Origin of the sequence: Vibrio agarivorans (assembly GCF_030409635.1) — a bacterium.
In the GTDB taxonomy this organism is placed as follows: Bacteria; Pseudomonadota; Gammaproteobacteria; order Enterobacterales; family Vibrionaceae; genus Vibrio; species Vibrio agarivorans.
In genome coordinates, this window is sequence record NZ_JAUFQF010000004.1 from 1016933 (window position 1) to 1031292 (window position 14360).

Annotated in this window: 15 protein-coding genes; 4 read left to right on the top strand and 11 right to left on the bottom strand. The window is 47.5% G+C overall.

Going from position 1 to position 14360, the window contains the following annotated elements:
- Nucleotides 1-142 precede the first annotated feature (142 nt).
- From QWZ05_RS13210 to hslU, 3 genes are all read left to right on the top strand, one after another.
- Entirely contained in the window at nt 143-688 is a 546-nt protein-coding gene (locus QWZ05_RS13210; protein ID WP_290298778.1) for an SPOR domain-containing protein, read from the top strand.
- A gap of 293 nt (nt 689-981) precedes the next feature.
- Nucleotides 982-1521 carry an ATP-dependent protease subunit HslV gene (gene hslV, locus QWZ05_RS13215; protein ID WP_264874574.1) on the top strand — a complete coding sequence of 180 codons (540 nt, stop codon included), beginning with the start codon at nt 982-984 and terminating at the stop codon, nt 1519-1521.
- A 46-nt stretch (nt 1522-1567) separates the two neighbouring features.
- The gene (hslU, locus tag QWZ05_RS13220) at nt 1568-2899 is read left to right on the top strand and encodes an ATP-dependent protease ATPase subunit HslU (protein WP_290298780.1); all 1332 of its coding nucleotides are present in this window, start codon (nt 1568-1570) and stop codon (nt 2897-2899) included.
- A 70-nt stretch (nt 2900-2969) separates the two neighbouring features.
- On the opposite strand, the gene frdD is transcribed toward hslU, so the two are convergent.
- From frdD to frdA, 4 genes are read right to left on the bottom strand one after another with little or no spacing between them, the layout of a single operon-like run.
- On the bottom strand, nt 2970-3341 hold the full coding sequence (frdD, locus tag QWZ05_RS13225; RefSeq protein ID WP_264874570.1) for a fumarate reductase subunit FrdD: 372 nt from the start codon (nt 3339-3341) through the stop codon (nt 2970-2972).
- Nucleotides 3342-3351: 10 nt separating this feature from the next.
- Nucleotides 3352-3735, bottom strand: coding sequence for a fumarate reductase subunit FrdC (gene frdC, locus QWZ05_RS13230; protein ID WP_289960210.1), 384 nt, complete (start codon nt 3733-3735; stop codon nt 3352-3354).
- A 2-nt stretch (nt 3736-3737) separates the two neighbouring features.
- Nucleotides 3738-4496, bottom strand: coding sequence for a succinate dehydrogenase/fumarate reductase iron-sulfur subunit (locus QWZ05_RS13235; protein ID WP_264874568.1), 759 nt, complete (start codon nt 4494-4496; stop codon nt 3738-3740).
- Nucleotides 4496-6325 (bottom strand): fumarate reductase (quinol) flavoprotein subunit, encoded by a 1830-nt coding sequence (gene frdA, locus QWZ05_RS13240; RefSeq protein WP_264874567.1) that lies wholly within the window; start codon nt 6323-6325, stop codon nt 4496-4498. Before frdA ends, QWZ05_RS13235 begins: the two co-directional genes overlap by 1 nt.
- Nucleotides 6326-6634: 309 nt before the next feature.
- Between frdA and epmA the strand changes: the two genes are divergently transcribed.
- Entirely contained in the window at nt 6635-7612 is a 978-nt protein-coding gene (epmA, locus tag QWZ05_RS13245; protein WP_264874566.1) for an elongation factor P--(R)-beta-lysine ligase, read from the top strand.
- Nucleotides 7613-7676: 64 nt separating this feature from the next.
- Here the strand turns inward: epmA and flhA are convergent, their stop codons facing one another.
- Genes flhA through QWZ05_RS13280 form a run of 7 tightly spaced genes read right to left on the bottom strand, consistent with a single transcriptional unit; the run spans nt 7677 to nt 14008 of the window.
- On the bottom strand, nt 7677-9770 hold the full coding sequence (gene flhA / locus QWZ05_RS13250; protein WP_290298785.1) for a flagellar biosynthesis protein FlhA: 2094 nt from the start codon (nt 9768-9770) through the stop codon (nt 7677-7679).
- Nucleotides 9771-9820: 50 nt separating this feature from the next.
- A complete protein-coding gene (gene flhB, locus QWZ05_RS13255; RefSeq protein WP_290298787.1) occupies nt 9821-10954 on the bottom strand; it encodes a flagellar biosynthesis protein FlhB in 1134 nt (377 codons plus the stop codon).
- Nucleotides 10955-10956: 2 nt separating this feature from the next.
- Nucleotides 10957-11730 (bottom strand): flagellar biosynthetic protein FliR, encoded by a 774-nt coding sequence (fliR, locus tag QWZ05_RS13260; RefSeq protein WP_264874563.1) that lies wholly within the window; start codon nt 11728-11730, stop codon nt 10957-10959.
- 5 nt (nt 11731-11735) lie between these two features.
- On the bottom strand, nt 11736-12002 hold the full coding sequence (locus QWZ05_RS13265; protein WP_264874562.1) for a flagellar biosynthetic protein FliQ: 267 nt from the start codon (nt 12000-12002) through the stop codon (nt 11736-11738).
- 2 nt (nt 12003-12004) lie between these two features.
- On the bottom strand, nt 12005-12778 hold the full coding sequence (gene fliP, locus QWZ05_RS13270) for a flagellar type III secretion system pore protein FliP (RefSeq protein ID WP_264874561.1): 774 nt from the start codon (nt 12776-12778) through the stop codon (nt 12005-12007).
- Nucleotides 12762-13139 (bottom strand): flagellar motor switch protein FliN, encoded by a 378-nt coding sequence (gene fliN / locus QWZ05_RS13275; RefSeq protein WP_264874560.1) that lies wholly within the window; start codon nt 13137-13139, stop codon nt 12762-12764. The genes fliP and fliN overlap by 17 nt, the downstream gene beginning before the upstream one ends.
- Nucleotides 13136-14008, bottom strand: a complete 873-nt coding sequence (locus QWZ05_RS13280) for a FliM/FliN family flagellar motor switch protein (protein ID WP_290298791.1) — start codon at nt 14006-14008, stop codon at nt 13136-13138. The genes fliN and QWZ05_RS13280 overlap by 4 nt, the downstream gene beginning before the upstream one ends.
- Nucleotides 14009-14360 lie beyond the last annotated feature (352 nt).

Below are 14360 nucleotides of genomic sequence, written 5' to 3' on the forward strand. Positions count from 1 at the left end.
ATGCAAGTGTCAGAATTCTCGCAATTTTGCACCAAATAGAACCGGTTGCCCGTTTTTGTCCCCCTTTTCCGGTTAAGTCTGTTCTAGAACGGCATTCTGCTTTACCATGCGGAATGTCGTTCACCAATTTATATTATTTGCTGTGGCAAAAGATTACGTAAAACGTGGCCGAGGGACACCCAAGCGGCCAACCAAACGCTCCACTCCACGACGTAAACCGTGGCGTAGTGGGCTTCTCGCGATCCTATTACTTGGCATTTTCAGCTATGGGTTGTACCTATTAGGTCAAGACCCAGAGCCACAAGCGCCTGTCGCTGTTCAACCTAAGCCTCAGCCGAAGCCGGTACCAAAACCGAAAAAGGTGTTGCCGCCTAAGCCTGAAGAGAAGTGGGATTACGTAGAGACACTGCCTAATCGCCAGATTGAAGTGGAAGCCAAAGAGCTACAGGTTTCTGATATTCCTTATATCATGCAATGTGGCGCTTATAAGTCTCTTGAGCAAGCCGAGTCGCGTAAGCTAGATATCGCTTTCCAAGGCATAGAAAGCAAGGTGCGTAAAACCGAAGGCAGCAGTTGGTATCGTGTTGTGCTGGGCCCTTATGACATGAAGCGTGATGCGGAGCGAGATAGGCATCGTCTAGAGCGCGCTAAGATTGAGCCTTGCGCGATTTGGAAAGATTCGCAGTAGTTTCTATAGCCCACTCAAATGAGTGGGCTTTATTTTTAGGAAACGAGTAAGTGCCTAATTGACGGTCTGTTTCAAATGTCATTCTGAACTCGTTTCAGAATCTACTATCAGTGTGTAGGGAACGTATGGTTAGATGCTGAAATGAATTCAGCATGACGTTTTCTTCATGATCATGCGTATTTAACTCTGATGACCAATAGGTCATCCGTTAAAACCGCACCCCTTGAATTTTCTGCCCCATATCCTCATATAATCCTTATATCCAATGTGAATTCAAATATAAGGCCTGACTCATGACTACGATTGTATCTGTTCGCCGTAATAATAAAGTGGTTATCGCCGGTGATGGACAAGTGTCACTTGGCAACACTGTGATGAAGGGCAATGCGCGTAAAGTTCGCCGCCTATACAACAACAAAGTACTGGCTGGTTTTGCTGGTGGTACGGCAGATGCGTTCACGCTATTTGAACGCTTTGAAAGTAAACTGCAGATGCACCAAGGTCATTTGACCAAAGCGGCTGTTGAGCTTGCAAAAGATTGGCGTAGTGATCGTGCACTGCGTAAGTTAGAAGCGCTATTGGCGGTGGCTGATGAAACGGCTTCTCTGATCATCACGGGTAACGGTGATGTGGTTCAGCCAGAAAACGACCTGATCGCGATTGGTTCAGGTGGTAACTTTGCTCAAGCTGCTGCGACAGCGCTACTTGAGAACACAGATTTAGACGCGAAAGAGATCGCGGAGAAATCATTAAAAATCGCTGGTGACATCTGTGTATTCACCAACCATCACCACACTATCGAAGAACTAGAAACACCGGCGCAAGCTGAATAATCCCAAGATAGTCGTGTTTGCTGTTTTAACGAATTAAGGAATCCCTATGTCTGAAATGACTCCTCGCGAAATTGTTCATGAACTGAACCGCCATATTATTGGCCAAGACAATGCAAAGCGCTCGGTAGCGATTGCACTGCGTAACCGCTGGCGCCGTATGCAGCTCGAAGAGAGCTTACGTGCAGAAGTGACACCAAAGAACATTCTAATGATTGGCCCTACAGGTGTTGGTAAAACTGAGATTGCTCGTCGCCTAGCGAAACTTGCTAACGCGCCATTCATTAAGGTAGAAGCGACAAAATTCACCGAAGTGGGTTATGTTGGCAAAGAAGTGGAAACCATTATTCGTGATCTGACGGATGTGGCAATCAAGATGACGCATCAGCAAGCGATGGAAAAAGTAAAATTCCGCGCCGAAGAGCAAGCGGAAGAGCGTGTGCTTGATGCACTGTTGCCACCAGCACGTGATGCTTGGGGTCAAAACGAACAGACAGAAGACAACTCAAATACTCGTCAAATCTTCCGCAAGAAGCTGCGTGAAGGCAAGCTGGACGACAAAGAGATCGAGATTGATATCGCTGCGCCGCAAATGGGTGTTGAGATCATGGCGCCTCCTGGCATGGAAGAGATGACCAACCAGTTACAAGGTATGTTCCAAAACCTAGCAGGCGACACTACGAAGAAGCGCAAGCTGAAGATCAAAGATGCCTTCAAAGCACTGACTGAAGAAGAAGCGGCGAAGCTGGTGAATCAAGAAGAGCTGAAAGAAAGCGCAATCAGCAACGTTGAAAACAACGGCATCGTGTTTATCGATGAGATCGACAAAATCTGTAAGCGTGGCGAAAGCTCTGGCCCAGATGTATCGCGTGAGGGTGTTCAGCGTGATCTGTTGCCTCTTATTGAAGGTAGCACGGTTTCAACTAAGCACGGTATGGTGAAAACCGACCACATCTTGTTCATCACTTCAGGTGCATTCCAAGTAGCGAAACCATCAGATTTGATCCCTGAACTGCAAGGCCGTCTACCGATCCGCGTTGAACTTGAAGCACTATCAAGCCATGACTTTAAACGTATTCTTACTGAGCCAAAAGCATCATTGACGGAGCAGTACACTGCGTTGATGAAGACTGAAGACGTCAACGTCAGCTTCACAGAAGATGGCATCAATCAGATTGCTGATGCAGCTTGGCAGGTGAATGAAACGACAGAGAACATCGGTGCGCGCCGTCTGCATACGGTTATGGAGCGCTTGATGGATGAGATCTCATTCGAGGCGACCGACAAAGCGGGCAGTGAGCTAGTGATTGACCAAGCGTACGTGAAAGCCAAGCTCGGTGAGCTAGTAGAAGATGAAGATCTAAGCCGCTTTATTCTTTAATCGATAGTGATATTGAACCGAAAAAAGAGATGCCAAAGGGCATCTCTTTTTCATTCCAGCAAGTGAATACTTAAACCATCAAAACAAAGATGATAGCTAGCAAAGTAATCGCTGAAGCCACCCAGTAGCAGGCAATCTTGCCTACCACGCCGGTGTGGATTTTAAGGTCGTGCATGCCGTGATGTAGGCGGTGCATCGCATGCCACATTGGCAGAGCGAGCGTTGCAATAATAAACAGACCGCCAATAATGGTGCTGGCAAAGCTTGAAACGCGTTCGTAATCAAACTCAACCAATCCCATCGGTACAAGAACACCGATAACGAAGATGGTGATTGGCGTTAGCATCGCAAACCACGTGCCGCCTGCGCCGAATAGGCCCCACCAGATAGGCTCGTCTGAGCGTTTTGGTGCCGTATCTACCTTAGTGTTGGTATGACTCACAATAAACTCCTTAGACAATAATCAGTACGACAAGTGAAATGAAAGCAACCGCCGCCCATTGAGCTAGCACGATAAGTTTCTTCTCTACCGGTTTGCCTTTGATTTTAATCGGCATTACCTGAGGCATCATGCTAAAGAAGGTGTGCGCGTGGAACAAACTGCCTGCCAGCGCAACGATATTAATAGCGATCACCACTGGGTTTGCCATAAAGCCGAGCCAAGTTTCCCAAGCTTCAGGACCTTTCACTAGTGCACCCATACCTACGGTAAGGAACAGAGTGAATAAAATCAGGGGCAGAATCGTTGCTTCACGCAGCATATAGAAGCGATAGAAAGCGTGGCCTTTCCACCAAGTTCGCTTTACTTCGCGTACATACGGTTTACGGTTACTCATGATTACGCCTCCTCTTTTACTGGTTTGCCATCGGGTTTTAGCATCGCAATCACAAAGTCCATCGACGATGCGACTTTGCCTTGGTTAACCGCTGCCGCAGGGTCAACATTCTTCGGACAAACCTCAGAACAGTAACCAACGAACGTACAACCCCAAGCACCATTCTCACCGTTGATCATTGGCATACGCTCTGCTGCGCCATTGTCACGGCTATCCAGGTTGTAGCGGTGTGCTAGTGTCAATGCCGCTGGGCCAATGAATTCAGGATTCAAACCAAACTGTGGACACGCTGCGTAGCAAAGGCCGCAGTTGATGCAGCCTGCAAATTGCTTGTACTTGGCCATCTGCTCAGGTGTTTGAATATTGGTGCCATCTTCTGGTGTACGATCGTTGCCAATGATATACGGCTTAATTGCTTCTAGGCGCTCAATGAATGGCGTCATATCGACAATCAAGTCTTTCTCAATTGGGAAGTTCGCTAGTGGCTCAAGCTTGACGCCATTCGGGTAGTCACGCAGGAAGCTCTTACATGCCAGTTTTGGCACACCATCGACCATGATGCCGCATGAACCACAGATCGCCATGCGACAAGACCAGCGGTAAGACAGGTTCTTATCGAGGTTATCTTTGATGTAGCCGATAGCATCAAGAATCGACATAGTTTCATCGAAAGGTACTTCAAACGTCTGGAAGAACGGTTCCGAATCGCGCTCTGGGTCATAACGCAGAATTTCGACTTTCTGAATACGATTAGGTGACATTATGCTTGCTCCTCTTCCTTCACGTCCGCTTGTTGTGCTTCCGCGGCCTTCTTCTCTTCTGCTGCTGCTTTTTCTGCGGCTTCACCGTACAGACGAGCTTTAGGTTGTGACTTAGTGATCGTCACATTGCTGTAGTCGATTTGTGGGTCGGCATCGGCTTGGTAGAACGCGAGCGAGTGTTTTAGGAACAGTTCGTCATCACGTTCAGTACAGCCTTCGTCGAGACGTTGGTGTGCGCCGCGAGACTCTTTACGTAAGATCGCAGAGTGAACCATAGCCTCAGCCACTTCTAAGCCGTAACCGACTTCAATCGCATAAAGTAGGTCAGTATTGAAGACCTTACCTTTGTCTTTGATACCAATTTTCTTATAGCGGGCTTTCAGCTCTTGCAGCTTTTCGATGGTTGCTTGCATCAAGTCTTCTTGACGGTAGATACCACAGCCCGCTTCCATGGTGTGCCCCATTTCTGTACGGATATCTGCCCAGTTTTCATCGCCTTCTTGGTTGAGTAGTGCGTTGATGCGCTCTTCAACGGAGGCAACTTGCGCCTTAATGGCGTCTTCGTTCCAGCCCTTAAATTCATCAACACGCTTCACAGCGTTTTCACCCGCTACGCGACCAAAGACAACAAACTCAGCCAGTGAGTTTGAACCAAGTCGGTTCGCACCGTGCAAACCAACCGAAGCACATTCACCGACGGCAAATAGACCTTTAATGCGAGTTTCACACTGTCCATCCGTTTCAATCCCGCCCATGGTATAGTGTACGGTAGGGCGAATTGGGATTGGCTCTTTGGCAGGGTCAACGTTGACGTAGGCTTTTGATAGTTCACAGATGAACGGCAGACGCTCTTGCAGATACTCTTCACCTAGGTGAGTGAGGTCAAGGTGAACCACATCACCTAGCGGGTGTTTGATGGTGTTGCCTTTCTGTTGCTCGTGCCAGAACGCTTGTGACACCTTGTCGCGAGGGCCCAGTTCCATGTATTTGTTTTTCGGCTCGCCCACTGGGGTTTCAGGGCCCATGCCATAGTCTTGCAGATAACGGTAGCCGTTTTTATTGACAATAATACCGCCTTCACCGCGACAACCTTCTGTCATCAAGATGCCCGTGCCAGGTAGACCTGTTGGGTGGTATTGAACGAACTCCATATCACGCAGTGGCACGCCGTGGCGATAAGCCATTGCCATGCCGTCACCAGTGACGATGCCGCCATTAGTATTACAATGGTAAACGCGTCCAGCACCGCCTGTTGCTAGCACAACCGATTTTGCCTTGATGGTAACAAGTTCGCCTTCAGACATGTGAATCGCGATTAGGCCTTGAACTTCGCCTTCATCGACAATCAGGTCAACCACAAAGTACTCATCAAAGCGGTTGATGTTGCTGTACTTCATTGAGGTTTGGAATAGGGTGTGGAGCATGTGGAAGCCGGTTTTATCTGCCGCAAACCATGTGCGCTCAACCTTCATACCGCCGAAACGGCGCACGTTAACTTCGCCGTTTTCTTTGCGGCTCCATGGGCAGCCCCACTGTTCCATTTGAATCATTTCGCGGGTAGCGTTCTCAACGAAGTACTCCACCACGTCTTGCTCACACAGCCAGTCACCACCACCAACGGTATCGTTGAAGTGATTATCGAGGCTGTCTTCATCTTTAATTACTGCTGCCGAGCCACCTTCTGCTGCAACGGTGTGCGAACGCATCGGGTAAACTTTAGAAATCAAAGCAATCTCTAGCTCAGGATTTGCTTCTGCCGCAGCAATTGCGGTTCTCAGACCAGCGCCGCCAGCGCCAATGACTGCGATATCTGTGGTAATTGTTTTCACAGTTATCCTCCAGTGTGTGTAAGTGAAATGGCGTTCTACTTCGCCCGTTTTGACATTGTTCTGTTATGCGAGCCTTATTGATAAGTGTATGAATTAAAAGGCTCATTATCGCCACCTATCCCAAAGTGGTAATCCAGTGTAAAAGACTCAGGTTAAGGAAAAATTGATTTACTTAGGTTTTTTATTCGGTATTTATTCGCGCGATGCAAAATTTGAGTGATTTGTGATTGCTATCACCGGTGGGTAAAGCTTGGGGTTAGTGAGCTTGAGGAGTAAACTGTCGCGGTTCTATATTGATGAGAAAATGTTATGTCGACTTCTGTGGCTTGGCAGCCATCCGCTTCTATTGAGCAGCTTAAGCAGCGCGCTCAAATTCTAGGTCAAATCCGCCAGTTCTTTGCTCTGCGTGAGGTTATGGAGGTGGATACACCGGCCATGAGTCATGCCACGGTAACAGACATTCATCTGCATACGTTCAACACCGAATTTGTTGGCCCTGAATATGCCAAGGGGCAGACGCTCTATTTGATGACTAGCCCAGAGTTTCACATGAAACGTCTGCTTGCCGCGGGCAGTGGTTGCATCTACCAAATCAATAAAGCCTTTCGTAACGAAGAGAATGGTCGCCACCATAACCCGGAATTCAGCATGCTTGAGTGGTATCGCGTTGGCTTTGATCATCATAAGCTGATGGATGAGATGGATGAGTTACTACAGTTGGTATTGCAGTGCCAAGCTGCGCATCGCATGACCTACCAGCAGGCTTTTCTTGAGGTGTTGGGTGTGTGTCCTTTGGAAGCGTCAATGGATGAGTTGAAACGGGTTGCTTGCACGCTTGGTCTTGAAGATATTGCTATGCCAGAGCAAGACAGAGATACCTTGTTGCAGCTGTTATTTAGCATTGGTGTTGAAGTCAAGATTGGCCAAGATGCGCCGGCTTTTGTCTATGATTTTCCTGCCTCACAAGCGGCGCTGGCGAAAATTAATCCCCAAGACGCACGTGTAGCGGATCGCTTTGAGGTCTATTTTAAAGGCATCGAGTTGGCAAACGGCTTCCATGAATTGGACAACCCGCAAGAGCAGCTCGCTCGCTTTGAACAGGACAACCATAAGCGATTAGCGATGGGTCTCAAACCACAACCGATAGATCATCATTTGATTGCGGCATTAGAAGCAGGACTGCCTGATTGTGCGGGCGTGGCGTTGGGGATTGATCGCTTAATCATGCTAGCGCTTGGTTGCAATCATATTGATCAAGTGACGGCCTTTGCCTTTCCACGTGCTTAGTAACGGAAGGAAAAGGAAATAGAGGTGCCACCTTATGCAAAGCAGCACCTCTATTAGGGGTGTTCTAACCTAAGTGTCCTAACACATTAATGTTTTTGTCTTCTGGGATCTCGTTGTATGACAGCACCACTAAGCCTTTGGCAAAGGTGCGAGCATAGCGAGACAGTAAAGGCCTTAGTTGTGGCGCAACCAGAAGCACTGGTTTGTAGCCATTCTGCTTGAGTTGCTCACGAATATTCGGCATGTTTTGCTGCAGCTGTGCCAGCAAGGTAGGCTCAACCGGGAAGCTATCAAGTGCAACCGCACCAGCTTGCTGCGCTTTATTAAGCGCCGTCATCAGCATTTTTTCTAAGCTATCGCTGAGGGTAAAAATATTGAAATCGTTGCTCGTACCCACGAGGTGATTAGTAAGAGTGCGTTTCAAACCTACACGGATATCGGAAGCGATGAGTATTGGATCTTTGGTGATTTCACTACTCTCGAGCATGATAGAAGAGATATTGAGTGTATCTTTTACAGGCACTTGGTCTGCCAACAACTGACGATAAACACGCATCTGCTGCTGGTGGGTCAGTTGAGTGGCCAAGCTTTCTGCCAGTTTTGGCGAGTGCTGAGCAAGGCGTTCCATCACTCGCTCAATATCATCATGATTAAACAGCTCTGCCGTGTGCTCTTTAATCACTTTACTTAGGTGAGTGGCAATTACTGTCGCACCATCCACCACAGAATAACCGAGATTCAAAGCTTGAGGCTTGTTGTTGGGTTCAATCCAAACGGCATCCAATTGATAGGCGGGGTCTTTGGCTAACACGCCATCCAATTGACCATAAACCTCACCGACGGCAAGTGCCATTAGACGTTCAGGGTCTATCTCGCCTTTGGCTAACACTTCGCCATACAGGGAAATCGTGTATTGAGTGGGTTTGAGCTTAAGGTTGTCACGAATTGCGATTTCTGGCACCAAAAAGCCGGCTTGCTCAGTAATGGTTTTTCGTACACCACGCACGCGCAGGGCTAAAGGCTCTCCTTGGTTTTTATCAACAAGGTTAACCAAGCGATAGCCAAGCTCGAGTGAGAGTGGATGAACGTGCGGTACATCATGCCAGTTGAGAGTAGGGGCATCGTCTTGTGCAACCGCCTCTGCAACCGCTTCTGCTTGCTCTAGTGGTTCTGGATTGAGTTGCTTTCGACTCTGCTTCCAAGCGGCGAAAGCAAGTAGGGCGGCAAAACTGAAAAAGGCGAGGTGCGGCATACCTGGGACAATACCGATCACCAGCATGATACCTGATGCCGTTGCTAGCGTAACAGGAGACGCCAGCATCTGCTGCTGCACGTCATCAGATAGTTCACCTGAATCACTGACACGTGTCACGATGATCGCTGCCGCAACCGCCAGTAATAGCGATGGAATTTGAGCAACCAGACCATCACCAATGGTTAAGAGAGCAAAGCGTTGGAAGGCTTCCGCAGCACTGAGATCATGCTGCACCATACCGACAGTGACACCACCAAGAATGTTGATGATGAGGATCAACATACCCGCGATCGCATCGCCCCGAACGAACTTAGAGGCACCGTCCATCGAGCCATAGAAGTCCGCCTCGCGAGCAATCTCTTTACGGCGTTCTTTGGCTTGGTTTTGGTCGATGATGCCAGCATTCAAGTCGGCATCAATCGCCATCTGTTTACCGGGCAGTGAATCGAGAGTAAAACGAGCTGATACCTCCGAGATACGCTCACCACCTTTGGTGATAACGACGAAGTTGATGATCATCAAGATGATGAACACCACAATACCGACGAAGTAGTTACCACCAATCACCACATTACCAAAGGCTTGAATGACCTTACCGGCAGCATCACCACCATTGTGGCCTTCAAGCAATACGATACGAGTCGAGGCAACGTTAAGCGTGAGGCGCATGAGTGTCGCCACCAACAAGATGGTTGGGAAGACACTAAAGTCGAGTGGTCGAGTGCTCGATACCGCAACCAGCAATACGATCACCGCCAGAACAATGTTGAAGATAAATAACGTATCTAACAGCACGGGTGGCAGTGGCAGAATGACCATGGCGAGTACAGTCAATAGCAAGATCGGGATGCCGAAGTAGCTATTTTTAATCGCAGGGAATAATAGATTGAGTCTTTCTTTCATAAGGTGTTCTACTCGTATTAGCGATTCAGTCAGTAATGAAATTCGGTAAGTTAGTCATGTTGCAGCGCCTTAGGGATCACCAATGGCGGCAGGGGTGTCGGTTTAGCTGTACGGTCGCGCTTGTACTCTTTTAACTGCATGACGTAGGTCAGGACATGGGCGATAGCGACAAACAGTGGCCCCGGCACTTCTTGGTCAACTCGGGTATTAAAGTAAACCGCGCGTGTAAGTGGCGGTAGGTTTAAGACCTCAATATAGTTTTGTCTGGCAATGGCTTGAATACGCAGTGCCATTTCATCTTCCCCTTTGGCGACGACAAAAGGTGCCCCAGCACGTTCGAGGTCATACTTGATGGCCACGGCATAGTGCGTTGGGTTAGTGATCACCACATCCGCTGTCGGCACTGAATTGTCGATTCGACGACGCGACATCTGCTGCTGAAGTTGTTTAATCTTCTGCTTAATCTCGGGACGACCTTCGGTGTTTTTATGTTCTTCTTTGACCTCTTGCTTGGTCATCTTGAGCTGCTTGGTGTGGTTCCAAAGCTGATAAGGCATGTCGATTAAACCAATGAGTAACACGACAAAACCGAAATAGATTAAGGCTTTAATCAGGTGGTTGAGAGTGAGGCCGATCCCTTGTTCAAGCGGTGCACGTTGCGCAGCAATTAAGTTGGCAAGATTGCTACTGAGCAGCCAATATAGAACGCCGCCAATAAAGACGATCTTGAGAATAGATTTAACCAATTCGACGAGAGACTTAAGAGAGAAAAGGCGCTTGAGCCCTTCAATCGGACTGATTTTACTCAGTTTGGGCTTGATGAGCTTGAGTGACATCACCCAGCCACCGGGGATCATCGAGCTGAATATCGTGACTAGAATCAGTACCACAGCCATAGGCACAAACAACCCACCAAGCAACATTACGCTCTCGGCAAGCTTTCTCGCCATCACGTCCGGTTGGCGTAATTCGTCATACGAGAGCTGATAATTAATCACAAACAGCTTTTCCGCTTGCTGACCGAGGAAATGACCATAGACCCATAGAAATAAGGCGATAGCGATAAACAGTACACCGACCACAAACTCTTTGGACCTGGCTGCTTGTCCTTCTTGTTTGGCTTTGCGCAGTTTCTGGGGGCTGGGTTTCTCGCTTTTATCCTGACTGGTTTGATTCTCTGCCATGCTTAGTTACCCCCCATCTGACGCATCTGGTATAGGATGTCATGCGACAATTCGGTGTAGATAGCTGGTAAGCCAGACAGTGAAAGTAAAACAGCACATAAACCCAACATCATCGACATTGGGAAGCCGAGAGCAAATACGTTCAGTGACGGCGCCGCACGGTTCATCACACCAAAAGTCAGGTTTACGGTGAGCATGGCTGCGATGGTAGGAAGGGCAATCGAAACCGCAGCCACAATCATCCAACTGAAAAGACTGATAAGGTTACGAAGAGAGTATTCGCTGATCCCGCCACCGACAGGAAAGCGCTCAAAGCTCTGGACAATAATATCCAGCGCTACCAGATGACCATCAAGGGAGAGAAACAGCAAAGTGGTGAACATCAAAAAGTAGTTACCAATCAAAGCAATCGAGATCCCATTTGCAGGGTCATTCATCATGGCCATGCCCAAGCCCATCTGCATTGACATGATTTGGCCAACCATACCCATTACCGCGAACAAAAACTGCAAGCAGAAACCAAGCATGGCGCCGATTGCAACCTGCTCAAGGGCAATCGCGATAGCTTGAACAGAAACCGGATCGACTTCCGGCATACTTGGCAGCAAAGGGCCAGAGATTATCGCGATAGAGAGAGCGAAGAAGACTCGCAGGCGCGGGCTAATGTAGGCGTCACCAAAAAAGGGCATGGTAAGAAAGGCGGCAGACAAACGGAAAAACGGCCACCAGACTTGTCCCAACATTGCAGTTATTTCAGCAAAAGATAACGCGTACATTAGACCTAACTTACTATGTTTGAGATAGTGAAAAACAGGTCATTGAAGAAGGTACTGATATTGCGCAGCAGCCAGCCGCCGGCAAAAATCAGCATCAGTAATGTCGTCAGCAGACGAGGTAAAAAACTCATCGTCTGCTCATTGATCTGTGTGGTGGCCTGAAAAATAGCCACGACCAAGCCGACGAGCAAACTAGGACCAATTAAGACAACCACCATAGTGATAATCATATAGATGGCGTCGGAGTATAGATTTGCTATTGCAGGGTTCACGGCTAGAGCCCTCCAAAGCTGGCACTTAAGCTGCCAACGGTCATCGCCCAGCCATCGACCATTACAAACACCATTAACTTAAACGGCAGAGATATGATGAGCGGAGAGAGCATCATCATACCCATGGCCATCAACACACTGGCGACCACAATGTCGATGATCAAGAAGGGGATGAACAGCATGAAACCGATCTGAAAGGCGGTTTTTAGCTCACTGATCACAAACGCAGGCATCAAGACAGCAAAGCTAATCTCTTCAGGTTCTAGGTCGAGAGGATCGCCAGCGATACGCAGCATCTGTTCTAGTGAATTCTCATAGGTTTGCGTCAGCATAAATTGACGAACGGGCTGCTCAGCCACTGAGAAGGCTTGTTGCAGCGTAATCTCACCTGCCTCATAAGGCTTGTAAGCTTCTTCATAAATTGGCGTCCAGACCGGCTTCATCAGTAGCATGGTCATGGTCAGAGCGATACCTATCAAAATTCGGTTTGGTGGACTTTGCTGCAAGCCGAGTGCTTGACGAAGAATCGCTAGAACAACAATGATTCGCGTGAAGCTGGTCATCATCATCAGCATGGCTGGCAAGAAAGTCAGCGCTGTCATCAGTATTAGGATCTGAACTTTGACAGAATACTCTTCGCTGCTCTCACCATCGGTAACGGTGATAAAAGGAATACCTTGATCAGCAAAAGCCAGGTCTGAAAACAGACCCAGCCCGATAACAGCAAATAATCCAAGGGCTATCTGCTTGAACAAAGAGTTATAGCGAGACTTCATTCAATGCGTCTTCCGCAATGCTAGTAATTCGTAGACCGTATTTGTCATTCACGACAACCACTTCAGCATGACCCAACAAGTGGCCATTCACTTTCACATCAAGCGGCTCACCGTTAAGTTTGTCGAGTTCAATGATAGAGTTGGGGCCAACTTGCATTAGCTCTCCTAGCGGCAGTGACGTGCTAGCGACTTCTAGCGTCACAGACACTGGGATTTGACGGAAAAAGCTCAGTTCGCGTGGAGCATGAGTGGCAGGTGCAGCTTCTTCGGGCGCAGTCGTGGTCTCAGAGAAAATATCCGCAACTTCCGCATCAAAGTTCAGATCCTCTTCTAAGGACAGATTTAGGGTTTGGTCATTCATGATGAAAAATTCTCGGTTTGATTGATGTGATCAGTAATGTGCAATACCAAGTGATTGTTTTGTTCTGATATGCGAGCAAGGAACAGTTTTTGTTCGCCAGAGCTCACCTCAACAATCTCTTTAATATCTGAAGTTATGATGTCTCCCACACGAAGCTGAGCGACTTGTTCTAAAGGCATACGCTGCTGTGCAAGCACTGCGTTTAGCTTAACGGGAACTTGGCGTAACTGGTGATTGCGCTTGTCATTAATCTCTTCTGAGGTATAGCTGGTGGTTTTAGTCGGCTCTCCTAGAGCGATCAGCAGCTCGTCGTCTAACTGTAAACTCAGCTCACCTCTTAGCTCACCGATGACGATATCGAAACGCACAGACAAGCAAGCCGTATTAAATTCAGGGCTATTGTCGAGAGGGCTCCAGTTCGCATCAATCTGATTCAGAACAACGGAACTCAGGCGTGTTTGAACACGCTTTTCACTCGCATTTAGTCGTAAGTGAGTCACATTGCTACTGGCGTTAGCTGAAAAGCAGGGTTTGCCACCATAGAAAGCTTCCGCTAATTGAGCAAGCAAGTGCAGACTCAGTTCTAGGCGGCAAACCCCCTTGTGGGATGAGTGACTAAAAAAACTAGGCGCAGTGTGCAGCGGAACTGAAGGTTTCATATCAATGGTGATTGATTTTAGCTCGACTTGACTATCACAACGTCTAGTCATTGAGTTGATCGCCATTGTGAGTGTCTCTTCAATACTCTTTAGCTTAGGGGTTAGGTTTGCCTTAGCAATATTTAATGGACGACCTAATGTTCTTGGGTCGATATTAAATACATCGAGTTGTTCACTTTCTTTTTGGATGTGCTTGTTATTGCTTTTCATGCTTGGCCTGAGCTTATCTAAATGTTGTGATTCGATTCGTATATTGTCTGGCTTTTATATTTGACATTGACTGGACAGTGTCAAATTCAAGCACATTAAGCACTAAGTAAAGTTGGAATAATATTGTTGGTTATATTTTGATGGAGCAAGATCACACTTTTAAATTATTTATAATTTTTATTTAAGAAGTGGGTAAGTGGTGTTTTTAAGAATGTGTTGATAGGTGTATTTGTCCTTTACAGACAGTTATTTACAGTTTAATGATAGTTTTATTAATAGTGTTTCCACTATTCTGTTATGGCTAGGTATATATATTTGTTAAGTATTTTTACGCTTGATTAACGCATGGTTT

Bases quoted from the DNA above. Each gene is read 5' to 3' on its own strand.
- fliP (WP_264874561.1), bottom strand. From the start codon at position 12,778: ATGAAGTCTCGCTATAACTCTTTGTTCAAGCAGATAGCCCTTGGATTA.
- flhA (WP_290298785.1), bottom strand. From the start codon at position 9,770: ATGAAAGAAAGACTCAATCTATTATTCCCTGCGATTAAAAATAGCTAC.
- frdC (WP_289960210.1), bottom strand. From the start codon at position 3,735: ATGAGTAACCGTAAACCGTATGTACGCGAAGTAAAGCGAACTTGGTGG.
- flhB (WP_290298787.1), bottom strand. From the start codon at position 10,954: ATGGCAGAGAATCAAACCAGTCAGGATAAAAGCGAGAAACCCAGCCCC.
- QWZ05_RS13235 (WP_264874568.1), bottom strand. From the start codon at position 4,496: ATGTCACCTAATCGTATTCAGAAAGTCGAAATTCTGCGTTATGACCCA.
- hslV (WP_264874574.1), top strand. From the start codon at position 982: ATGACTACGATTGTATCTGTTCGCCGTAATAATAAAGTGGTTATCGCC.
- epmA (WP_264874566.1), top strand. From the start codon at position 6,635: ATGTCGACTTCTGTGGCTTGGCAGCCATCCGCTTCTATTGAGCAGCTT.
- fliR (WP_264874563.1), bottom strand. From the start codon at position 11,730: ATGTACGCGTTATCTTTTGCTGAAATAACTGCAATGTTGGGACAAGTC.
- fliN (WP_264874560.1), bottom strand. From the start codon at position 13,139: ATGAATGACCAAACCCTAAATCTGTCCTTAGAAGAGGATCTGAACTTT.
- hslU (WP_290298780.1), top strand. From the start codon at position 1,568: ATGTCTGAAATGACTCCTCGCGAAATTGTTCATGAACTGAACCGCCAT.
- QWZ05_RS13280 (WP_290298791.1), bottom strand. From the start codon at position 14,008: ATGAAAAGCAATAACAAGCACATCCAAAAAGAAAGTGAACAACTCGAT.